Genomic DNA, 23,386 nt, shown 5'->3' with positions numbered 1-23,386 from the left:
AACGATAATGAATTCAATGCCAATAGTACTTATACAGTTAAATTAATAGATAGGATGAAAATTGTATGCCTGAGTTACCGGAAGTCGAAACGGTTAGACGAACTTTATTGGACTTAGTAGTAGGAAGAACAATCTCGACAGTAATCGTTTCATGGGGAAAGATCATTAAGAAACCTAGTGAAGTTGAAGAGTTTCAGATTTTACTCAAAGGTCAAACTGTAGAAAATATTAATCGTCGAGGTAAATTTCTTCTATTTCAATTAAGTGATTTCACACTTGTTTCTCATTTAAGAATGGAAGGGAAATTTCGAGTTTTCCCGACCGAAGAACCTGTAGCACCTCATACTCATGTGCGTTTTCTATTTGATGATGGCACAGAACTTCGATATCAAGATGTTCGCAAATTCGGGACGATGCATTTGTTTAATAAAGGTGAGGAAAGTGAAGGGCCTCCACTTGCTAAGTTAGGGCCAGAGCCATTTTCGGATGAGTTTACTCCGGAGTACTTGAAAGAAAAACTTAAAAATACAAATCGAAAAATTAAAGTCGTGTTATTAGACCAGGAATTGGTGGTTGGTTTAGGCAATATTTATGTTGATGAGGTTTTATTTAGGGCTATGATTCATCCGGAAACACCTGCATCATCTTTAAAGCCAAAACAAATAAAATTACTTGCCGAAACTATAACAGAAACATTAAAAGAAGCTGTAGATTTAGGTGGAAGTACGATTCGTTCTTATGTAAACTCGCAAGGGAAAATAGGAACCTTTCAAGATATTATTAAAGTGTATGGCCGAAAAGGATTGGAATGTCATAATTGTGGACAACCAATCGAGAAGATAACAGTGGGTGGCAGGGGTACTTCTTTTTGTCCGGTTTGTCAGCCTAAAAAAAATTAACATAAGGTTCCTTTCTTTCATACTATAACAAGAGTACGAAAGAGAGGAGCCTATTTTTATGGTAAATATGCTATCATTAATACTACTAGCATGCGCGCTAAGCTTAGATAGCTGCAGTGTTGGATTTACTTATGGACTTCGAAAAGTAAAAATTCCTTTAAAATCAATTATTACAATTGCATCTTGTTCAGGGATTATACTAATGACATCAATGGGCATTGGGCATGCAATTACAGACTTATTCTCACCAGTAATCGCTAAAAGAATCGGAGGAATTGTACTTGTAGGTATAGGTTTGTGGGTACTTTTTCAATTTTACCGATCGAATAAAAACGCTAAATCAGCAGCGGAAGAAAAAAATGAGATTGAAGATAAAGGGATTGACTGGGAATTTGAAATTTTAGGTGTGGTCGTAAAAATATTAAAGAAGCCTACAACTGCAGATATAGATCGTTCTGGAAGTATTAATGGATTGGAAGCTTTGTTACTTGGTTTTGCACTTTCACTTGATGCATTTGGTGCTGGGATCGGTGCATCATTACTTGGATTTTCTCCATTATTGACAGCATTTGTAACATCAACTGCTAGTGCATTATTTTTAATATTTGGTATGAAATTAGGAAATGTGTTATCGAAAACATTATGGCTTCAAAAATTAACTTTTTTACCAGGCATTTTTTTAATATTAATTGGATTATTGAAGATGTAATAAATAGACTGAAAGAGTGTTTCCGAATGGATTTTTTCCATTTGGGCCTCTTTATTTAGTGAGGAGAATCATAAGATGGGTAAAATTTTTGGACTAACTGGCAGTATTGCAAGTGGCAAAAGTACTGTTTCTAATTTTTTAAAAGAATTAAATGTTCCCATTGTAGATGCAGATGTAATTGCTAAAGAAGTAGTAGAAATTGGACAACCTGCATATGAAATGATTAAAGAAGCTTTCGGAAGTGAGATTCTATTGGAGTCTGGAGAAATTAACAGGCCACTTCTTGGAAGTATTATTTTTAATAATAAAGAAAAGCGCTTACAACTTAATGGGATTGTACATCCCGAAGTCAGACGAGAAATGAAAGAACAAGCAGACAAGTACATAAATCAAGGTGAGCCACTTGTTATTTTAGATATACCACTTTTATATGAAGGTAACTCAATTGAATTGGTGGAGAAGGTAATCGTGGTAACAGTGTCTGAAGAAAACCAACTAAAACGGTTGATGGATCGTAATGGATTATCGAAAGAGGATGCACGATTACGTATAGCATCTCAAATACCTGTAAAGGAAAAAGCGGCAAGAGCTGACTATGTAATTGATAATAATGGTGACCTTGAGGATACAAAAAGACAAGTAAAAGACCTATTAAATAAAATTATTTAAGAAAATAATGTAAATAGTTTAACCAAAATCCGACTTATGTGTTATACTAATTGCAGGGAGATAATAAACAGTATAACTTAATTGGGGGTTTACTTATGGTAAATGTAGCAATAAATGGATTTGGTCGAATCGGACGCATGGTTTTCCGTCAAGCAATTAAAAATGGTGATTATAATATAGTAGCAATTAATGCAAGCTATCCTTCTGAAACTTTAGCGCACTTAATTAAGTATGACACAGTTCACGGTAAATTTGATGGTGAAGTTATTGCAAACGCAGATCATTTAATCGTTGATGGAAAGCGTGTGGAACTAATTAGCGAAAGAAATCCTGAGTTACTTCCATGGAACGAGCTAAATGTTGATATAGTTATTGAAGCAACAGGTAAATTTAATGATGCTGAAAAAGCAAAAATGCACATTACTGCTGGAGCACAAAAAGTAATTTTAACTGCACCTGGTAAAAATGAAGATATTACAGTAGTAATTGGAGTAAATGATGATCAATTAGATTTAGAAAAACATCACATCATTTCAAATGCATCATGTACTACAAACTGTTTAGCGCCAGTTGTAAAAGTACTTGATGAGCAATTCGGTATTGTAAACGGCTTAATGACAACAGTTCATTCATTTACAAATGATCAAAAAAATATCGATAATCCGCATAAGGATTTACGTCGTGCACGTGCTTGTAGCCAGTCAATAATTCCAACAACTACAGGTGCAGCTAAAGCATTATCAAAAGTACTTCCACACTTAAATGGAAAATTACATGGTATGGCTTTACGTGTTCCTACTCCAAACGTTTCTCTTGTTGACTTAGTTGTTGATTTAAAGAGAGAAGTAACAGTTGAGGATATCAATGAAGTATTTGAAACAGCATCAAAAGGTTCAATGAGCGGAATTGTTGAATACTGCAATGAGCCATTAGTATCAATTGATTTTAATACAAATACACATTCTGCGATTATTGATGCTCTTTCTACTATGGTAATCGATGGTACAAAAGTAAAAGTATTAGCTTGGTACGATAATGAGTGGGGCTATTCAAGACGAGTAGTTGACTTAGTGTCAATCGTTGCATCAAAAATAAAAAAGCTTGAAACGGTTTAAAAATTAAAAGATAGTATTGAACATATAAAATTATGTAAACGAATACAAAAGGCTAACTAGTTAATCTGGTTAGTCTTTTTGAAGTTGTATGATATTTAAAAGTGTCATACTAATGTTCTGTTTTACAGAATATATTTGTGACTTGATATGTAAGTAAGAACGTTTGCGGGGTATTTAGGCTTCCTGCATTTCTTTGGGGAATCGAGTGCCTTTCGTTCCAATCAACAAGTCTTATTTTAAACACTTTTTATCCATATTTTGACTAAAGATTAGTACGACATAATATATTTAAAAAAGGAGTCTATAAATAAGATTGAAGTTTTAAGAATGCACCAATCTTTTACACTTAAACCCTTTATGGTTTCCTTTTTGTTGCTTTGAAATAATAGTAGCGCCAATGGATCTTCTATATTTTCCTGACCCAATTTCTTCACAATTAATCCAGTAAATAACAAAAAAATAAAATTTATCTTGCAATTCAAATTTAAAGAAAGTATACTAACTTTCGTGAACTTCTAAAAGTATAACTAATTACTTAAAGGGTTAGGACCTCTTTGGACTAACTTTCCCCCGTGGTAGTTGATCATACTTTCGCAATAGAAGTCATGACAAATTATTTAAGGGGGAAATGAATATGGATACTATGGGTCGTCACGTCATTTCAGAATTATGGGGATGCAATACAGAAAAATTAAATGATATGAAATTTATTGAGGAAACTTTTGTTGATGCTGCGTTACGCTCTGGTGCAGAAGTTCGTGAAGTTGCTTTTCACAAGTTCGCTCCTCATGGCGTTAGTGGTGTCGTAATCATTTCAGAATCACACTTAACTATTCACAGTTTTCCTGAGCATGGTTATGCAAGTATTGATGTTTACACTTGCGGTGATAGAATTGATCCAAATGTAGCTGCAAACTTTATCGCTGAAGCTTTAGAAGCTGATACTCGCGAAAACGTTGAGCTACCAAGAGGAATGGGTCCCATTCAAGTTAATAATGTAAAAGTTGTAAACGGTAACTAAAAAGAATTGAGAGAGGTGATTTTTCATCTCTCTTTTTTGTTTTCTTTTTAACTAATTTAATTAATATTGTATTTACATAGACGTTTATGGAATGAACTAGCTTTGCATAGTAAAAAATATTTGCAAGAACTAGGTCTTTGTGACATTTTAGAAATAAACTTTAGTTTATTTTGAATTTGTTATAGTATAGAGTTATAATAATACGTTTAAACAATTTAGTGTTTGGAGTTGAACTATAACGATGAGATGTCCAACGTGTAACTTTAATGGGACAAGAGTACTTGATAGTAGACCAGTTGATGAAGGTCGTTCAATTAGAAGAAGGCGTGAATGTGAAGAATGTCAGCATCGTTTTACAACTTTTGAGCGAGTTGAAGATAATCCTATTTTAGTTGTAAAAAAAGAGGGAGCTCGTGAAGAATTTAGTAAAGATAAGATGTTAAGGGGACTGATTAAAGCATGTGAGAAACGCCCTGTCTCTTTATCTCAGCTAGAGGACATTATTCATAGCATTGAAAAAGAACTGAAAAATAGTGGAACATCTGAAGTTCCAAGTGAAGTTCTAGGAGAAATGGTCATGGAGCATTTATCAAAGGTTGATGAAGTTGCGTACGTACGATTCGCGTCTGTTTATCGTCAATTTAAAGATATTAATGTATTCATTGATGAATTAAAAGATTTAATTAGCAAAGAGCGAGGTAAAGACGAATAATACTTCGCTCTTTTGATACAAGAAAGGAAGGTTTGAATGTCTATTGATAAGCAACATTGGATGGATGTTCTCCCTGCGGATCCTTATACTGTAACGGCAGCAGGCTATTTACATAATTTTCATAGACAAGTTTTGACGATGTTGTATCAGCCGATTATTGGCAGTCAAGCTTTAAGTTTATATATGACACTATGGGGTGAATGTGAGCAAACGGATCTTCATCCTAATACATTAACACATCATTCATTAATGCTTGGAATGAAAAATAATTTAAAATCAATTTATGAACAAAGATTAATCCTTGAAGGAATTGGCTTACTTAAAGTTTATGAAGGGTTTGAAAACAGTACGAAAAAGCTTCTTTATGAGCTTCAATCTCCGCTAGATCCTCATTCTTTTTTCGAAGATCCTATTCTAAATATCTTTCTGTTTAAAACAATTGGGAAAACACAATATCAACGAACAAAAAACTTTTTTAGTAGACAAGCATTTTCGAAAGATGGCTTTCGTGAGATATCTAGGTCGTTTGATTCAGTATTTCAAACCATTACGGTAGAACAATTAAATGAAATTCAGCAAAGTAACGATCTTTCCACATCAAATGATACGAAAATATTACAAGACAGTCAGTCTGTTAAAATTTCTGTGAAAATGGAAGAGTTTGATTATGATTTATTTTTAGACGGTCTTTCAGATTCGTTTGTTCCAAAACGATCATTTACTTCAGACGTAAAAGAAACCATTTTAAAACTTGCATTTTTATATGGAATAAATCCGATTCAGATGAAAACAATTGTAATGCGTTCACTAAATGAAGAAAATAAAATTAATATAGAGACACTTCGATTAGAAGCAAGAGATTGGTACCAATTCCAGCATCACGAAGCTTTACCTACGATTGTTGAAAAGGTTCAGCCAATTCAACATAGACAAATGGGGAATGAACAGCCAACAACTCAAGAAGAAAAATTAATTCATTGCTTTGAAACAATATCTCCTCGTCAATATTTAAAGGAGATATCTGGTGGAGCTGAACCAAGTGAAGCTGATTTGAAGATAATTGAAGAAATTATGATTGAACAAAAACTTCTACCTGGCGTAGCGAATGTGTTAATCGATTATGTAATGATTCGTTTAGATAAAAAACTTTCTAGAAATTACGTTATTAAGATTGCCAGTCACTGGGCACGAAAAGGTGTAACAACAGTTAAACAAGCTATGGATCTTGCTCGCAAAGAGTTTGAAGAAACTAAACAAAGTGCAACTGCTGCTAAAACGCGAACAAATAATAGACGCAATAAAGCAATTCGAACTGAAATTGTACCTGATTGGCTTCAACCGAATACAACTGAAGTACCAAAAGATTCAGTAGCAATGAATAGCACAAATGATTCTTCGATAGATGAAGAACGAAAACGACTAGAAAAAGAACTAGAAATGTTTAAAAATAAAAAGAAACGGTAAATGGGGGGACATAAGTGGAACCAATTCAAAACGCATTTAGTGCATTAATGAAGAATAAACAATTCCAAGACACATTTCAAAAAATGCAACAAGAAGTCCGTAGTCACCCAAAAATTGTTTCGTTTTTAAATGAGCATAGAAATGAAATTACGGATAAAATGATTGATAGTAGCTTAATCAAACTTTATGAATACATTGGCCAAAGTGTAAATTGTGAAGATTGCCCATCATTTAGCGAATGCAAAAATATGGTGCATGGATATCATCCTCATTTGATTATTCAAGGGAAGCGAATCGATGTTCAATACGATCGTTGCCCAAATGGCATTAAAAATGACAAACGCAAAAAACATGAGTCATTGATTAAATGTATGTATTTACCAAAAGATGTACTGCAAGCGTCTATGTCCAATTTGTCATTAGAAGACCCTGGCCGTTTTGAAGCAATTTCAGCAGCAAGGCAGTTTATCATGAACTATGAAAAGGGAAAAATGACGCAAGGTTTATATTTACATGGTCCATTTGGTGTTGGGAAAACTTTTATCCTTGGGGCTATTGCAAATGAATTAGCAGAGGAAGAAATTGGTTCGATGCTCGTTTATTTACCTGAATTTTTACGTGAACTAAAAAGTTCTATTAGCGATGGCACATTAGAAGAAAAAATTGAAGTTGTAAAAAAAGTAGAAGTTCTTATGTTAGATGATATTGGCGCGGAACAAATGTCTAGTTGGGCAAGAGACGAAATATTAGGAACGATTCTTCAATATCGTATGTTAGAAAAACTGCCTACATTCTTTACATCTAACGCCGATTTAACTCAATTAGAACATCATTTGACTTACTCTCAACGTGGAGAGGAAGAAAGAGTGAAAGCTGCTCGTATTGTAGATCGAGTAAAATTTTTAGCAAAACCAGTTAAGATTTCAGGTACTAATTTAAGACATTCATAAAAAAAACAAAAAATGGCGTAAAATCACAAATAACAATGTGATTTTGCGTCATTTTTTAATTATTACTTTAATATATATAGGACTAGGTGGTGCTAGAAAGGGGGGAACAGGGTGATTGAAATTTTTTTCAATGAACCCATTGATGCAGCTTATGTCTACGAACGATTACAAAAACGCTTAAAAAAGCAATCGAGACCATACTTTTTAAGAAGACACAAAATCAATACAATTTTAATCACATTTCCTCAAAACACTGAAGATTTAATAAAAAGTATTTTAGTTCCGACACTAGTACAATTTATTTTACTTCAAAAAGAAGATAAATGGATTCAGTCCATTTTACATACATCTTTTTTCTATGAGGAAGACGAACAAAGTCAAATCATACCAATCGCACAATCTTTATTAAGAGGAACTAGACGGAGCATTCCAAATCAGAAAAAAATTCGTAGGAGTAAGCATTTAGTATCACATGCCATTTCTACCTATTTAAAAGATGGAGTAAACTTCAGTTTTGATTCATTTATTACATTTCGCCTGAAAGAATATTATAAACAGTTAGCTTATGTTTGTGAGATTGCGATCGACGAATACAAATTAGAAAATGAGTATCAAAATCTTATTGAAAGCTTAAGACAGCAGGTTCTTAAAACAGACGCGCTCATTCCGCATGTTCATATCGTGTATGATGGGAAGTTTTGTGTATATGATCATCTTTTTTTACCACTCTCTAAAGAGGTGTTAAAAGGATATGGTAAGCAAGCTGGAAATAGGGATTATATAGATAATGAATTAATATTGCCTTTAACTGCAATAGCTCCTAAAAGAATCCATTTATACACTTCATCAGTTGATATCTCATTAATTATTACATTACAAAATATATTTCAAGAACGAGTCCTAATACATACATTACAAGAGTTTTCGCAGGAAAAATTGAAATGAAAATATACATTTAAAAAAAGCATTGTCATAAATAAGTTTCTTTGATATAATAAATTTCGTTGCGAACAAAGCATACGAAGATTGACAACATCATGTCGCTATGTTATAGTAACGAAAGAAAAGAATACTTATTTGTTGAAGAAGAGGCACCCGCTTCTCACCTGGATGACGCTACAAGTTGTTATCAGGTAACAGAATCATTAATTACTTTGATACTGTCAGTGTGGGTGTATTTATATACCCACACTTTTTTGTTGGGTCGTAATTGCTTCAACGATACAAATTAAGCTCATTCTTACAATACCTTGGAGGTGTTTTACTATTAGCAAAGACATGATGGTAAACGATGGAATTCGTGCTCGTGAAGTTCGATTAATTGGTCCTAACGGAGATCAACTTGGAATCAAGTCAAAACAAGAGGCTCTTGAGTTAGCTTCGAATGTTAATCTTGATCTAGTGATGGTAGCACCAACGGCTAAACCACCTGTATGTCGCATAATGGACTACGGTAAATTCCGTTTCGAGCAACAAAAGAAAGACAAAGAGAGTCGTAAAAACCAAAAAATTATTAGCATGAAAGAAGTTCGTTTAAGTCCTACAATTGATGAACATGACTTTAACACAAAACTTCGTAATGCAATTAAGTTCTTAGAAAAAGGCGATAAAGTTAAAGCGTCTATTCGTTTCAAAGGACGCGCTATTACGCATAAGGAAATTGGACAACGAGTACTTGATCGTTTCTCAACTGCTTGTGCAGAAGTTGCAACTGTTGAGTCACACCCTAAAATGGACGGTCGTAGTATGTTCTTAGTCTTAGCACCTAAAAACGAAAAGTAATTTATTTGAGGAGGAAACACGATATGCCTAAAATGAAAACTCACCGTGGTTCAGCAAAACGTTTTAAAAAGACTGGATCAGGTAAATTAAAACGTGGTCGTGCTTACACAAGCCACTTATTCGCTAACAAATCTACAAAAGCAAAACGTAAATTACGTAAAGCTTCATTAGTAAGTAAAGGCGATTTCAAACGTATCCGCTTTATGCTTACAAACATGAAATAAGAACGATAAACGTATTAGATAGATATCTAGGAGGGAAACAATATGCCAAGAGTTAAAGGCGGTACAGTTACACGCGCTCGTCGTAAAAAGGTTATTAAATTAGCAAAAGGTTATTACGGTTCTAAACATACATTATTCAAAGTTGCAAACCAACAAGTTATGAAATCATTAATGTATGCTTACCGTGACCGTCGTCAAAAGAAACGTGATTTCCGTAAATTATGGATCACTCGTATCAACGCGGCTGCTCGTATGAACGGACTTTCTTACAGCCGTTTAATGCACGGATTAAAATTAGCTGGTATCGAAGTTAACCGTAAAATGTTAGCTGACCTAGCTGTAGCTGACGAAAAAGCATTTGCTGAATTAGCAAACGCTGCTAAAGCTAACTTAAAATAATTATTTAAAAAATCCTTAACAATTGTTAAGGATTTTTTTTATTTGATTTATTTTTAAACTAAGCTAAATTCTTTTTTCATGTTATTAACATTTGATTCATGACAATATTTTGTGAAGCCAGAAGGAAATAAAAATTCTGTTTCAAATGAATTTATTTCTGCTTCTTTATTTTCCTGTACAGCATTTTGAAGTCTTTTTAAGTAATTTCTACCCAGTTCAATCCTTCTGTTTATTTCTTCTTTATTTGATGAAACTTGACCATGACCTGGAATTAATAATGTAAGCTCGAACTTACTAATTAGTTCCTCTGCTTTATCTAATGTATTGTAGTAACTCTTCACGCTATCAAATACAATCGGTAACTCAAAGTCAGATAAATAATCTCCTGTAATCCACACTCCTAAATTTTCAATATAAAGAAACAAACCATCTTTAGTGTGCCCCGGAGCAGTGTAAAATCTTAACGTAGTCTGTCCGATTTTTATTTCCTGACCTTCTTCACTAATAATCAAATCAACTCTTGGAAATTCAATAGGTTCCACATAATTAATATAATTATCATTATAGAATTGACGAATTTTTGCTACTTTAATTTCTTTCTCAGGATGGTTATGTAAGTTTTCACTTCCAATTGTTTGAGCGGTTGGAAATGCATTATAGCCAATAATATGGTCAAAATCTCCATGAGTAAAATATAAATAAATTGGACGGTCCTTCTTAATTGAATCAACAAACTCTTTTATCTCATTTATTTCATGAGGTAACCAAGTTGGATCAACTATAATGATACAATCATCGGTTGCTACGACAGTTGAGTTTGTTTGAAATAATGCACTTTGAAATACTGTAACATTGTCATTTTGAAATAATATCATTGAAATACTCCTTCATAAATTATTAGAAAATTAAGCTGATACATAATATTGTAACAAATAAACGAAAAAACCTTAATGAATTAAGCTAAGTTAATTCTTTAAGGTTTTATTTACACATTAAGAAAGTATAAATTGGAAGGGGTGAAGATCAGTCGACGTAGATGCCGATTTTAGGTATAAGTATAAGTGCAACTACCCCTCTGTCTTCGCCTAAAGGCTCGCCAATCGGCGAGTTTTCTTTATCTATTTTGGAAAGAAATTCGGCTTAATCGTAGTATCTTCATATCGTTTATGAAATACATGAGTTGTAGCAGGTGACATCGGTGGGATTAACCACTTCCAATTCCCGGTTAGTTCTCGGCCACATGCTTCTTCTTGTTTTTCAAACTGAAGAAATTGCTGTGCCGCAGAGTGGTGATCAACAATGCTTACACCATTTTTTTTATAGGAATGTAAAACTGCAATATTTAATTCAACAAGTGCCCGATCTTTCCAAAGTGTGCTATTTCTTTTTGTATCTAAACCGATAATAGTAGCTACTTTCGGTAACATGTTATAACGAAACTCATCAGCAAAATTTCTCGCACCTATTTCAGTTCCCATATACCATCCATTAAACGGAGCAGCACTATAAGATATTCCACCTATTTCTAAATTCATCTCCGAAATCATCGGAACTGCATACCATTTAGCGTTCAAAGAAGAAAAGTCGTATTCGGGATGTTCAATCGGTACTTCAAGAATGAGTTCATTTGGAATCTTGAAATACTTTGGTTCGTTATTGTCTAAAGAATAAACAATGGGCAATATATCGAAGTTAGTATGATTCCCCATCCAACCTAGTCTTTCACATTCTTTTGTAAAATTGATTGATTTTGGGTCACCAATTATTCCATTTTCAGTTTCATAGCCAGCATATCGTATTAATTGGTGATTATGGATCGTTAGAGAATTGTTTGTTCCTAGATTCGCTTTAAATACTGTAATTGTAGGCAAAATCTTACCTGAATTTGTAGCATATTTTATATGATGTAAGATTTCCTGTTCAATACTATCATCATCATTGATATGGCGGGCATCTAAAACATGGAGTTTATCCCAAAACAATCTACCAATGCAACGGTTACTATTGCGCCACGCCATTTTTGCACCATGTTCTAACTCTTCATAAGTATGAGTGTAAAACCCAGTCTCTTGAATTTCAATTTCAATACTTTTTAATCGTGCTTCTATTTGATCAGATTGATTGAGTTCCTTATAACATTGCGAAATAAATTGTGATGCTTCTTTATATAAAGCTGATGTTGTTATCATAGTAATCTCCAGTAGGGTAAATTAAAAATTGATTAATAGTTTATTTATTATACCCCACAAATAATTAGGAGAAAATTAATATGAAATATATATGTTTAAAGTAGGAATTGAAGAAAAGTCTAAAGATTTTGTCAAAAAGAATACCAAACTGTATAATGTAATGGTACATAATCTTAATTAAAAAAAGGATGGATGAGTTTGTCTACTTTAGATGCAAAGTTACAAATGTTAAAAGAACTAACAGATGCAAACGGTGTAGCTGGATTTGAACATGAACCACGTGAAGTAATGAGAAAATATATTACGCCACTGGCTGATGAGGTAGTAACAGATAACTTAGGTAGTTTAATAGCAATTAAAACTGGTGACTCAAACGGACCAAGAATTGAAGTTGCTGGACATCTTGATGAAGTTGGCTTTATGGTAACTCAAATTGACGATAAAGGATTTTTACGTTTCCAAACAATTGGTGGCTGGTGGTCTCAAGTTATGCTTGCACAACGTGTTACCATTACTACAAAAGAAGGAAATATTACAGGAATTATCGGTTCAAAGCCACCTCATATTATGAGTGCAGAAGCAAGACGAAAAGTTGTAGATATTAAAGATATGTTCATAGATATCGGTGCTTCAAGTAAAGAAGAAGCATTAGAGTTCGGCGTGCGTCCTGGCGATCAAGTAGTGCCATATTTTGAATTCCAAACGATGAAGAACGAAAAATTATTACTAGCAAAAGCTTGGGATAACCGTATCGGCTGTGCTATTGCAATTGACGTATTAGAGCAATTACAAGGCCAAGCACATCCTAATGTCGTATTTGGTGTTGGTACTGTACAAGAAGAAGTAGGACTACGTGGTGCAAAAACATCTACATACAAAATACAACCTGACATTGGTTTTGCACTAGATGTTGGTGTTGCTGGTGATATGCCTGGTGTATCTGACAGAGAAGCACAAGGAAAATTAGGCAAAGGACCACAAATTGTTTTATACGATGCTTCAATGGTATCTCACAAAGATTTAAGAGAGTTCGTTGTAAGTGTTGCAGATGAAGTAGGAATACCATATCAATATGAAGCAATGCCTGGTGGTGGAACAGATGCAGGTTCAATGCACATTACAATGAATGGTGTACCTGCAATTGCAATCACAATCCCAACTAGATATATTCATTCTCATTCAGGTATCCTTCATCGCGATGATTATGAAAACACAGTTAAATTAATCGTAGAAGTAATTAAACGCTTAGACCGTCAAACAGTTGACCGATTAACATATAACTAATAAAAAGAGGGCGTTCCATAAGTCAGATTAACTGACAAGTGGGGCGTTCTTTTTTTGTTACGAATACTTTTTAAACTGTGAACTATACCAATTGTTCGTTAAATTAAAGCATCACAAACAGTTAATTAAAATAGCCGGAAAATAATACTGAAAATGGGGGGATCGATGAGCTGTAACAATCCATTCTATAGAAAATTAGCAGATTTCTATTCGTTTTTATTCGATAAAAGAAAATTTTAAGCAGTTTTGCATAGTATCCACCTGAAAATTTCATACTTTCATGGCTTATTAAGCTTTAATACCTATACTGGTAGGAGTATTTTCTTAGTTTATTTGCGATTCATCGGATTTTATTTGCAGTTTTGCTAATTTTAATTGCGATAATCGAAATTTAATTGCAGTTTTGCCTATTTTATTTGCGATTCTCGAAATTTAATTGCAGACCGCAGATTAATTGAGGTGATCTACATCTTTTTAAATTTAATTGTAGACCGCAGATTAATTGTGGTGATCTACATCTTAATTGCGATTCCCGAAATTTAATTGCAATACGCATCTTAATTACGATTTTTCGGATTATAATTGTAGTTCTGTCAATTTTATTTGAGGATATCAAAATTAATTAGCAGTCAACTTTTAACTAATATGACTTACTCTTAATAGCCACTCTCAAACACCTAATCCACATACTCTCATCTCCCATCCTGCCAACTTTTCATGCCTTTCTCACACCTCACACAGCCCAACCTACGTTATCGAACTGAAACAAACTGTATTGTTCCTATAACTAGTTTGAAATAATTTTGTCATATTCTATTGTTATGATTATTGCATGCTTTTCAAATAAGGTTACTCGGAAATGAATTGTAATACTGTTTTCAGCTAATTATAGTGGTAAGTCAATTTGTAAATTGAGTTACTGAAGGAGCCAAGACTTTTAAAGTACTTGGCTAATTTTATTATTGGAGAGTCTTTATTTAGACAATGAAAAGCGAAATAAAATTAGTTTTGAGGTGAGTTAATGAAAGCAAAAGTTAAAGTAAAAAACGTAACAAAGGTTTTCGGTAAGTCTCCAAAGAACGCCATTAAGTTACTAGAAAAAGGATATTCAAAAAAGCAAATATTAGAGCAAACAAACTCTACTATTGGTGTGAATAACGCGAGCTTTGAAATTTATCCAGGTGAAATCTTCGTTGTAATGGGATTATCGGGAAGTGGTAAATCAACGTTGATTAGAATGCTCAATCGATTAATTGAGCCTACGGCCGGACAAATATTGATTGATGATGATGACATCGTAAAGATGAATCCACAGCAATTAAGGAATGTTCGTCGTAAAAAAATCAGTATGGTATTCCAAAATTTCGCTTTGTTTCCGCACAAGACGATTCTAGAAAATACTGAATATGGACTTGAAGTACAAAATATTTCGCAGCTTGAAAGAACAGAAAAAGCTCTGAAATCACTAGAAATCGTTGGTCTAAAAGGTTATGAGCATCAATACCCTTCACAGTTAAGTGGTGGTATGCAACAACGTGTTGGCCTTGCAAGGGCACTAACGAGTGATACAGACATTTTATTAATGGATGAAGCCTTCAGTGCGCTCGATCCGTTAATTCGTAAAGATATGCAGGATGAATTATTAGAGCTACAAGAGACAATGAAAAAAACGATTATTTTTATAACGCATGACCTTGATGAGGCATTACGAATTGGGGACAGAATTGCTTTAATGAAAGATGGTAACATAATGCAAATTGGTACACCAGAAGAGATTATGGTCAATCCAGCCAATGAATATGTAGAGCGATTTGTAGAAGATGTCGATCTTTCAAAAGTACTAACTGCAGCACATGTTCAAAAGCGTGCTGAAAGAATTACGCCGGACCGTGGACCACGAGTAGCCCTGCAAATAATGAGAGATCAAGGGTATTCTAGTATTTTTGTTATTGATCGTCGACAAAAGCTACTTGGTGCAATTACTGCTGATGATGCTTCAAATGCTCTTATTAAAAATAAATCGGTAGAGGAAGTTATGCAAAAGGACATTGTGTCTGTTAAAGAAGATACTTTATTAACAGATGTAATTGGTGCGCTTGCAACTTCTACTCTTCCATTAGCTGTTGTAGATGAAAATAATCGATTAAAGGGTGTTATTATTCGCGGGGCAGTTATCGGAGCTTTAGCGGGTAAAACAGACGATTTAAATATAAAAGGAGGTTAAATATATGGGTATTCCAAAAATTCCATTAGCTGAGTGGATTGATAAAATTGTAGACGTGATTATAAAAACTTTCCATCCACTATTTAATTCAATTACGCACATCACAGAAGCCCTTTTAAATAACCTTGTTAAAGTTTTAGAACTTGGCCCATCAATTATTTTAATTTTAATCATTTCATTAATTGCTTTTTATACGAGTAGGTGGACAGTCGGACTGTTTACATTACTTGGATTGTTATTAATTGATAATCTTGGCCTATGGGATGCTACAATTCAATCGTTAGCGTTAATTTTATCAGCTATCGTTATTACAGTTGTAATCGGTATTCCACTCGGAATCTGGACGTCACAAAACATTCGAGTGAAACAAATAATCACTCCAATACTCGACTTTATGCAAACAATGCCAGCATTCGTCTATTTAATTCCTGCAATTCTCTTTTTCGGAATTGGTGTCGTACCTGGTATTTTAGCATCTGTTATATTCGCAATACCGCCAACAATTCGTTTAACGAATTTAGGTATTCGAGAGGTTCCAAACGATTTAATAGAAGCATCAAATGCTTTTGGTTCTACTACATGGCAAAGACTTTTTAAAGTGCAACTACCGTTAGCAGCACCTACAATTTTAGCTGGTATTAATCAAAGTATAATGCTTGCTTTATCAATGGTTGTTATTTCATCACTAGTAGGTGCACCAGGTTTAGGTGCAGAGGTTTATCGTGCTGTAACCCAAATCAAAGTAGGTGAAGGATTCGAAGCAGGTATTTCGATTGTTATCGTTGCAATTATTCTGGATCGAATTTCTCAAAATCTTCGTCAACCTGCTTATGGGAAAAGGTTTGCCAAAAAATATGTGTATGGTTTTATTGCAATAATCTTTTGTATATCCGCTATTTCAGTAGCATTAACAGGCGGTAATGATCAAAAAAAATCTTCTAATAAAATAGGGGCACAAGTTAATTTTGAAATTACGGGAATTGACCCTGGTGCTGGATTAATGAAAGCTACGGCAAAAGCAATGAAGGATTATGGTTTAAAGGATTGGACTTTAAAAGAAGGTTCATCTGCAGCGATGACCGCTGAATTGAAAAAAGCTTATGAAAATAAAGAACCTATTATTGTAACTGGTTGGACACCTCACTGGATGTTTTCAAAATATAAATTAAAGTATTTAGAAGATCCAAAAGGCTCATTTGGTAAGGATGAAGAAATTCACACAGTGGTTAGAAAAGGATTAAAAGAAGACGCTCCTGGAGCGTACAAGATTCTAGATAACTTTTCATGGAAACCGAATGATATGGAAGAAGTTATGAAGGATGTTCAAGATGGTGCAAAACCTGAAGATGCAGCGGCGCATTGGATCAAAAAGCATCAAAATCAAGTAAATGATTGGACGAAAGATACGTCAAAAGGAAATGGTGAAAAAATTAGTCTCGTTTATGTTTCATGGGAATCTGAAGTTGCCAGTACAAATGTGATTGGAAAAGTACTTGAAAACCAAGGCTATGACGTTACATTAAAACAAGTTGAGGCAGGACCGATGTTTGCTGGTGTTTCAGATGGAAGTGCAGATGCAATGGTTGCAGCTTGGCTTCCGACAACTCATAAAGATTATATGAATGAGTACAAAAAACAATTGGTTGACTTAGGACCGAATTTAAAAGGGACAAAATTAGGCTTAGTCGTACCAGAATATATGAAGATTAATTCAATAGATGATTTGAAAGGTAAAACGAAGTAAAATCATACTAAAAAAATGAAGAGGACTAACTTTGGTTAGTCCTTTTCTATGTTTTTACAGATTAAATTATTGACTTACTCCATTTTCTAATACTGCGAGAAGATCATGCTTTTGGTCTTCAGAAGCGTGACTCCAAAAAACTTCGAGAAGTACCCCTAAACCTGGTAATACTTTTTCCTCACCACTTTGAATAGCATCTACAATTGTTGCTTCTAATTGATCACTTTTATTACCTGAAATATTGTGAAGAACTGCACCGCGAATATTAAAATTCATTTTGAATTCTCCTTTCATATTAAGCTTTATGTAGTATTTGTAAACGGAAACGATTTTATGTATGATAAACGATATGAGACACGATGAAAGGTAAAGGAAATTTTATGAAACAAATTGATTCCATTCAAAATAATTCTGTAAAGGCTTGGAAAAAACTACACACAAAAAAAGGAAGAGATAAGGCTAAACAATATATCGTTGAAGGTTTTCATTTAGTGGAGGAAGCAATAAAGCAGGATGCACCGATTCTTCATTTGTTAATCAGTGAAGAAATTGATCTGCCTTCTAATTTTTCAACAGGGTCAATGGATATTACGTATATATCTAAAGATGTTTGTAAGGAATTAAGTGAAACAGAAACGACGCAAGGCATCTTTGCAATTATTGAATTTTCATTTGTGAGAATTGATTTTGAGAAAGTGTCAAAATTATTATTAATTGATGAGGTTCAAGATCCAGGTAATGTTGGAACGATGATTCGAACTGCGGATGCTGCTGGATTCGATGGTGTTATTTTAGGTTCAGGTACAAGTGATCTATACAATGCTAAAACGATTCGATCAACCCAAGGATCAATATTCCATTTACCGATCTTACGAGGAGATTTAACCGAAGTAGTTTCAAATTTGAAAGAAAAGGGAATAACTGTTTATGGAACTTCTCTTCAAAATGCAAAACCATTTAACGAAGTAAAAACTTCAAATCGTTTTGCCATTATTGTAGGAAATGAAGGGAAGGGTGTAAATTCAACCTTACTTTCATTAACGGATGAAAATCTGTATATACCAATTTATGGTAAAGCTGAATCGTTAAACGTTGGTATTGCAGCAGGAATTCTAATGTATAGCTTGTGAGGCTGAAAAGACAGTAAGTTAAAAAGGGCGATTCCACTAATTATTGAATTTTCATAGTTCTTACTCAAATGAGTAGTTGCATAAATGGAAAAAAATCAATATAATTAATTAAGAAAAATTTAATACATAAAAGCTTTGACAGAGAAGAGTAAATTTGAATCTCTATTTTAGGGAAAAAGTGTCGTAGACTGTGAGCACTTTTATAGTAGACCAAATTGAATTCACCTCTTGAGCTAGCGCCGGGACCATTTTTAATGTAAAGGCGACTCGGTCTATCTAAGTAGATCGTTAAATGAATGAAGTGAGCAGTTAGTTTGTGTTTGAATAATAACTGTTAATTAGGGTGGTACCGCGATCAATCCTCGTCCCTTTTTTGGGAGCGAGGTTTTTTTATGTTTAAAAATATAAAATTTGAATTTGAATAGGAGGATTATTCATGCAAGAGCGTTTAGTTTCTTTACAAGCAGATGCGATTAAGCAAATAGAAGAAGCAAAAGATTTAAAAGCATTAAATGAAGTGAGAATTGCCTATCTTGGAAAAAAAGGTCCGATTACTGAGGCAATGAAAGCAATGAAGGATTTATCTCCTGAAGAGCGCCCAAAAATGGGAGCTGTAGCTAATGAAGTACGTGCAGCAATTCAAGAGAAACTTGAAGCAAAACAAGTTGTCTTAGAACAAAATGCAATCAATGAAAAGTTAGAAAGCGAATCAATTGATGTAACACTTCCTGGAAGACCAGTTCATGCAGGTGGCGCACATCCATTGAGAGCGGTTATTCAAGAAATTGAAGATTTATTTATTGGAATGGGATACGAAATTGCAGAGGGTCCAGAAGTTGAAAAGGACTATTATAATTTCGAAGCATTAAATTTACCTAAAGGTCACCCAGCGCGTGATATGCAGGATTCTTTCTATATTTCAGAAGAAACATTAATGAGAACTCATACTTCACCTGTTCAAGCAAGAACAATGGAAGCAAATACCGAAAAAGGACCAATCAAAATTATTTGTCCAGGTAAAGTTTACCGCCGTGATGACGACGATGCTACACATTCTCATCAATTTATGCAAATTGAAGGTCTTGTAATTGGCGAAAATATTTCGATGAGTGACTTAAAAGGTACTTTACAACTTTTTGCGAAAAAAATGTTTGGTGAAGATCGTGAAATTCGCTTACGTCCAAGTTTCTTCCCATTCACTGAGCCTTCAGTAGAGATGGATATTTCTTGTATGAAATGTGGCGGAAAAGGTTGTAACATGTGTAAGCAAACTGGATGGATTGAAATTTTAGGTGCAGGAATGGTACATCCAAACGTACTTGAGATGGCTGGATATAATCCAAAAGAAGTTCAAGGATTTGCATTCGGAATGGGTCCAGAACGTATTGCATTATTGAAATATGGTATTGATGATATTCGTCATTTCTATACGAACGATATAAGATTCTTAAAGCAATTCCAACAAATGTAAGGTAGGAGGGGAAAAACATGTTTGTATCGACTAAATGGTTACAAGAATACGTTGATTTAAGTGGTGTTACACCAGACGAACTTGCTAAGTTAATTACAAAAGCAGGTATTGAAGTTGAAGGAGTTAATATTCTTTCTGAAGGAATTAAAAATGTTGTTGTAGGTTATGTAATGGAACGTGAACAACATCCAGAGGCTGATAAATTATCAAAATGTACTGTTGATGTTGGAGAAGAGCAACCAGTCCAAATTATTTGTGGTGCACCGAATGTTGCAAAAGGTCAAAAAGTAATCGTTGCAAAAGTAGGCGCAGTTTTACCTGGTAATTTTAAAATTAAAAAAGCAAAATTACGTGGTGAAGTTTCAGAAGGTATGATTTGTTCTCTTCAAGAGTTAGGAATTGAAGGGAAGGTAGTTGCAAAAGAATTCTCAAACGGAATCTTTGTTTTACCAAACGATGCTGAAGTAGGTGCTGATGCATTAGAAGTACTTTACCGTGATGATGCAGTATTAGAACTTGGATTAACACCAAATCGTGCAGATTGCTTAAATATGATTGGTGTAGCATACGAAGTAGCAGCGATTTTAGACCGTGATGTGAAACTTCCATCAATTAGTGCGGACTCAGCAGCAAATGCTAATTATGTTTCCGTTACAATTGAAGCAAAAGAAGATGCTCCTTACTACAGTGCTAAATTAGTTAAAGGTGTAAAAATTGGACCTTCTCCTTTATGGATGCAAGCTCGATTAATGAGCGCTGGTATTCGTCCTATTAACAATGTAGTTGATATTACGAACTATATTTTAATTGAATATGGTCAACCTTTACACGCATTTGATTTTAATAAATTAAATAGCAGTCAAATTATTGTTCGTCACGCGAAGGAAAACGAAAAAATCGTTACACTTGATGGTGAAGAACGTACATTACAACCACATAATTTAGTTATTGCAACAGATAAAGAAGCAGTTGCAGTTGCAGGTGTAATGGGTGGTCAAAGTACAGAGGTTGATGAGAATACTGTTGATGTTTTAATCGAATCAGCTGTTTTCAGAGGCCAAAGTGTTCGTCAAACTTCAAAAGATCTAGGCTTACGAAGCGATTCAAGTGCTCGTTTTGAAAAAGGAATTGATGTTTCACGTACATTCCCTGCTTCTGAACGTGCTGCTCAGTTAATGGCTGAACTTGCTGGTGGAACATTAGAAAAAGGCACTGTCATTGCTGACAACTTAGTTGATGACGCTAAATCAGTATCAGTATCTGTAAGTAAAATTAATGGTGTACTTGGTACATCAATTGATGCAGAAACTGTTAAAGATATTTTCCGTCGCTTAAGATTAGAAGCTGCACAGAATGGTGAAGTATTTACTGTTACTGTTCCTAGCCGTCGTGGTGATCTTTCAATAGAAGAAGATTTAGTTGAAGAGGTAGGTAGATTATATGGCTATGACCATATTCCTGCTACATTACCAACAGGTGTTGCTAGTCGTGGACAATTAACACCATATCAAGCGAAACGTAGAAAAATTCGTAAGTATTTACAACATGCAGGTCTTTACGAAGCAGTTACGTACTCTTTAACAAGTAATAATAAAGTAAAACGCTTTGCGCTAGAAACTGTAGACGCAGAACCTGTACGTTTAGCATTACCTATGAGTGAAGAGCGTAGTGAGTTACGTTTCAGCCTAGTACCTCATTTATTAGACGCTGTAGCATATAATGTTGCACGTAAAGAAGAAAATGTTCAACTATTTGAAGCAGGCTCTGTTTTCTTAACAAAGGAAAAGAACGAACTTCCACATGAACAAGAATATTTAGCAGGTGCTTTAACTGGTTTATGGTTACAACATGCATGGCAAGGCGAGAAAAAAGCAGTAGATTTCTACGTTGTAAAAGGTATTTTAGATGGATTATTTAGTGAACTAGGTTTATCAAATAAAATAGCTTATACTGCTACTAAAAAAGAAGAATTACACCCAGGCCGTACTGCTAGTATTTTATTAAACGGTGAAGAAATTGGTTTTATCGGTCAAGTTCATCCTGTTACTCAAAAAGAATGGGATATTAAAGAAACTTATGTTTTCCAATTATCTCTTGAAAAGCTATTAAACACTGAATTTGATGATATTTTATACAATGCAATTCCTCGATTCCCATCAATGAGCCGAGATATGGCATTAGTAGTTGATTCGAAAGTATTTGCAGGTGATATTCTTTCTACAATTCGTTCAACTGGTGGAAGACTTCTAAAAGATGCTACAATCTTTGATTTATACGAAGGTGATAAGATGGAAGCTGGTAAAAAATCAGTTGCCTTCTCATTAACGTATTTCGATCCAGAACGTACTTTAACGGATGAAGAAGTAACAAAATCTCACTCTAAAGTATTAAAAGCAGTAGAAGAAACACATAATGCTCAACTACGTGGGTAAATAATTGAAATAGATAAAAACCAAGTTCTTTTTTAGAACTTGGTTTTTTTAGTGCTGCAGGTATACCTGGATTTGCCTATATTTTTGATACAATCGCTCAAAATTTAGATGCAGGTGAAGAAGTAAGATTACCGTTTCAAATAATATAAATAAAAAACCCTTCAAAGTAGACTTGTATAGCTTTTTACTGTCTACTATTGAAGGGTATTTATTCAGATATTTAAGTTAATATCAATCATCATACTCTAAAATTTATCTTAGGTAAGTTTATTGAATCTTTACTAAATATCTAGTCTAACGATTGTTAGTGCAGTACTGTTTACCATTGCACCATCAACGCTGTTTGCTAAATGGTCTGGAGTGGCACCAATATTTCTAAGTTGGAATTGATCTCCAGCTGTGAAATGTACCATTACCTCGCCATTGATTTGTAAATTTGTCGTGTTACTATTAGGGAGATCTACACCAGTTCCAAATTCGCTGCCTGGAAGGATTGTAAACGTTGGAGATATTCCAGTGAATATTGCATAAGCTCCTTCAACTGGTTGTGTGCCTGTACCACCCATATTTCTAAAAATAACACTGTAGTTAATTAAATAATCTCCAGTGCTCATTACTGTAATTGTAGTTCCTCCAATAAGGGCGAAATCTCCAGAATTCACTCCGACAGTATTGAAGGATACTGGTGTATTTGTTGGTATATTACCTTGAGAATTAGTATTCCAAAAATTTGCATACATTGGAGTACATTCACAAACGCCAGTCGGTCCTGTTGCGCCAGTAACACCAGTAGCACCCGTAGCACCGGTAGCACCCGTAGCACCACGTTCACCCGTAGCACCAGTAGCACCGGTAGCGCCAGTAGCACCGGTAGCGCCAGTAGCCCCCGTAGCACCGGTAGCGCCAGTAGCACCCGTAGCACCAGTAGCACCACGTTCACCAGTAGCGCCAGTAGCCCCCGTAGCCCC

22 protein-coding genes and 2 other annotated features are annotated in these 23,386 nt (G+C 34.4%); of the genes, 18 read left to right on the top strand and 4 right to left on the bottom strand.

What is annotated here, in order from left to right:
* The first annotated feature begins 65 nt into the window (after window positions 1-65).
* The 12 genes from mutM (at window position 66) to rplT (ending at window position 9,944) form a co-directional block, all read left to right on the top strand.
* The gene (gene mutM / locus CN692_RS11040) at window positions 66-899 is read left to right on the top strand and encodes a DNA-formamidopyrimidine glycosylase (RefSeq protein ID WP_098119214.1); all 834 of its coding nucleotides are present in this window, start codon (window positions 66-68) and stop codon (window positions 897-899) included.
* Window positions 900-957: 58 nt separating this feature from the next.
* Complete coding sequence (ytaF, locus tag CN692_RS11035) at window positions 958-1,608, top strand: sporulation membrane protein YtaF (RefSeq protein ID WP_098119213.1); 651 nt, start codon at window positions 958-960, stop codon at window positions 1,606-1,608.
* Window positions 1,609-1,683: 75 nt separating this feature from the next.
* Window positions 1,684-2,277 carry a dephospho-CoA kinase gene (coaE, locus tag CN692_RS11030; RefSeq protein ID WP_098119212.1) on the top strand — a complete coding sequence of 198 codons (594 nt, stop codon included), beginning with the start codon at window positions 1,684-1,686 and terminating at the stop codon, window positions 2,275-2,277.
* Between the two features lie 95 nt (window positions 2,278-2,372).
* Entirely contained in the window at window positions 2,373-3,392 is a 1,020-nt protein-coding gene (locus CN692_RS11025; RefSeq protein WP_098119211.1) for a glyceraldehyde-3-phosphate dehydrogenase, read from the top strand.
* Window positions 3,393-4,026: 634 nt separating this feature from the next.
* Entirely contained in the window at window positions 4,027-4,413 is a 387-nt protein-coding gene (gene speD, locus CN692_RS11020; protein WP_088068549.1) for an adenosylmethionine decarboxylase, read from the top strand.
* Window positions 4,414-4,654: 241 nt separating this feature from the next.
* Window positions 4,655-5,125 carry a transcriptional regulator NrdR gene (nrdR, locus tag CN692_RS11015; RefSeq protein WP_098119210.1) on the top strand — a complete coding sequence of 157 codons (471 nt, stop codon included), beginning with the start codon at window positions 4,655-4,657 and terminating at the stop codon, window positions 5,123-5,125.
* Between the two features lie 36 nt (window positions 5,126-5,161).
* Window positions 5,162-6,589, top strand: coding sequence for a replication initiation and membrane attachment family protein (locus CN692_RS11010; RefSeq protein ID WP_098119209.1), 1,428 nt, complete (start codon window positions 5,162-5,164; stop codon window positions 6,587-6,589).
* A 14-nt stretch (window positions 6,590-6,603) separates the two neighbouring features.
* Window positions 6,604-7,539: a primosomal protein DnaI gene (gene dnaI / locus CN692_RS11005; RefSeq protein ID WP_098119208.1), complete on the top strand. Its 936-nt coding sequence runs from the start codon at window positions 6,604-6,606 to the stop codon at window positions 7,537-7,539.
* A 111-nt stretch (window positions 7,540-7,650) separates the two neighbouring features.
* Window positions 7,651-8,484 carry a sporulation protein YtxC gene (gene ytxC, locus CN692_RS11000; protein ID WP_098119207.1) on the top strand — a complete coding sequence of 278 codons (834 nt, stop codon included), beginning with the start codon at window positions 7,651-7,653 and terminating at the stop codon, window positions 8,482-8,484.
* A gap of 132 nt (window positions 8,485-8,616) precedes the next feature.
* Window positions 8,617-8,743: a sequence feature (ribosomal protein L20 leader region), on the top strand.
* Between the two features lie 74 nt (window positions 8,744-8,817).
* Window positions 8,818-9,321, top strand: a complete 504-nt coding sequence (gene infC / locus CN692_RS10995; RefSeq protein WP_142317429.1) for a translation initiation factor IF-3 — start codon at window positions 8,818-8,820, stop codon at window positions 9,319-9,321.
* Between the two features lie 23 nt (window positions 9,322-9,344).
* On the top strand, window positions 9,345-9,545 hold the full coding sequence (gene rpmI, locus CN692_RS10990) for a 50S ribosomal protein L35 (RefSeq protein ID WP_025568429.1): 201 nt from the start codon (window positions 9,345-9,347) through the stop codon (window positions 9,543-9,545).
* A gap of 42 nt (window positions 9,546-9,587) precedes the next feature.
* A complete protein-coding gene (rplT, locus tag CN692_RS10985) occupies window positions 9,588-9,944 on the top strand; it encodes a 50S ribosomal protein L20 (RefSeq protein WP_025568430.1) in 357 nt (118 codons plus the stop codon).
* A 53-nt stretch (window positions 9,945-9,997) separates the two neighbouring features.
* Here the strand turns inward: rplT and CN692_RS10980 are convergent, their stop codons facing one another.
* Both CN692_RS10980 and CN692_RS10975 read right to left on the bottom strand, forming a co-directional pair.
* Complete coding sequence (locus tag CN692_RS10980) at window positions 9,998-10,819, bottom strand: MBL fold metallo-hydrolase (protein ID WP_098119205.1); 822 nt, start codon at window positions 10,817-10,819, stop codon at window positions 9,998-10,000.
* A 243-nt stretch (window positions 10,820-11,062) separates the two neighbouring features.
* Window positions 11,063-12,133, bottom strand: a complete 1,071-nt coding sequence (locus tag CN692_RS10975) for a nitric oxide synthase oxygenase (RefSeq protein WP_098119204.1) — start codon at window positions 12,131-12,133, stop codon at window positions 11,063-11,065.
* 192 nt (window positions 12,134-12,325) lie between these two features.
* Here CN692_RS10975 and CN692_RS10970 point away from each other — a divergent pair, with 192 nt between their 5' ends.
* The 3 genes from CN692_RS10970 to CN692_RS27020 all read left to right on the top strand — a co-directional run bounded on the left by CN692_RS10970 (window position 12,326) and on the right by CN692_RS27020 (window position 17,385).
* Complete coding sequence (locus CN692_RS10970) at window positions 12,326-13,417, top strand: M42 family metallopeptidase (RefSeq protein WP_098119203.1); 1,092 nt, start codon at window positions 12,326-12,328, stop codon at window positions 13,415-13,417.
* 1,021 nt (window positions 13,418-14,438) lie between these two features.
* Window positions 14,439-15,641: a glycine betaine/L-proline ABC transporter ATP-binding protein ProV gene (proV, locus tag CN692_RS10965; protein WP_098119202.1), complete on the top strand. Its 1,203-nt coding sequence runs from the start codon at window positions 14,439-14,441 to the stop codon at window positions 15,639-15,641.
* 4 nt (window positions 15,642-15,645) lie between these two features.
* Window positions 15,646-17,385, top strand: coding sequence for a glycine betaine ABC transporter substrate-binding protein (locus CN692_RS27020; RefSeq protein WP_098119201.1), 1,740 nt, complete (start codon window positions 15,646-15,648; stop codon window positions 17,383-17,385).
* A 66-nt stretch (window positions 17,386-17,451) separates the two neighbouring features.
* Here CN692_RS27020 and sspI read toward each other — a convergent pair whose 3' ends face one another.
* A complete protein-coding gene (sspI, locus tag CN692_RS10955; protein ID WP_098119200.1) occupies window positions 17,452-17,661 on the bottom strand; it encodes a small acid-soluble spore protein SspI in 210 nt (69 codons plus the stop codon).
* 104 nt (window positions 17,662-17,765) lie between these two features.
* On the opposite strand from sspI, the gene CN692_RS10950 reads away from it, so the two are divergent.
* The 3 genes from CN692_RS10950 to pheT all read left to right on the top strand — a co-directional run bounded on the left by CN692_RS10950 (window position 17,766) and on the right by pheT (window position 22,418).
* Window positions 17,766-18,515 carry a TrmH family RNA methyltransferase gene (locus CN692_RS10950; protein ID WP_098119276.1) on the top strand — a complete coding sequence of 250 codons (750 nt, stop codon included), beginning with the start codon at window positions 17,766-17,768 and terminating at the stop codon, window positions 18,513-18,515.
* A gap of 126 nt (window positions 18,516-18,641) precedes the next feature.
* Window positions 18,642-18,888, top strand: a binding site (T-box leader).
* A 63-nt stretch (window positions 18,889-18,951) separates the two neighbouring features.
* Entirely contained in the window at window positions 18,952-19,986 is a 1,035-nt protein-coding gene (pheS, locus tag CN692_RS10945; RefSeq protein WP_098119199.1) for a phenylalanine--tRNA ligase subunit alpha, read from the top strand.
* 17 nt (window positions 19,987-20,003) lie between these two features.
* Window positions 20,004-22,418, top strand: a complete 2,415-nt coding sequence (pheT, locus tag CN692_RS10940) for a phenylalanine--tRNA ligase subunit beta (protein ID WP_098119198.1) — start codon at window positions 20,004-20,006, stop codon at window positions 22,416-22,418.
* Between the two features lie 281 nt (window positions 22,419-22,699).
* Here the strand turns inward: pheT and CN692_RS26140 are convergent.
* Window positions 22,700-23,386, bottom strand: a 687-nt coding sequence (locus CN692_RS26140; RefSeq protein WP_179874418.1) for a hypothetical protein, incomplete at its 5' end; no start/stop codon positions are given.

It is taken from the genome of Bacillus sp. AFS002410 (assembly GCF_002556365.1).
Classification (GTDB): Bacteria; Bacillota; Bacilli; order Bacillales; family Bacillaceae_G; genus Gottfriedia.
This window is presented reverse-complemented; position numbering and strand designations above follow the sequence as displayed.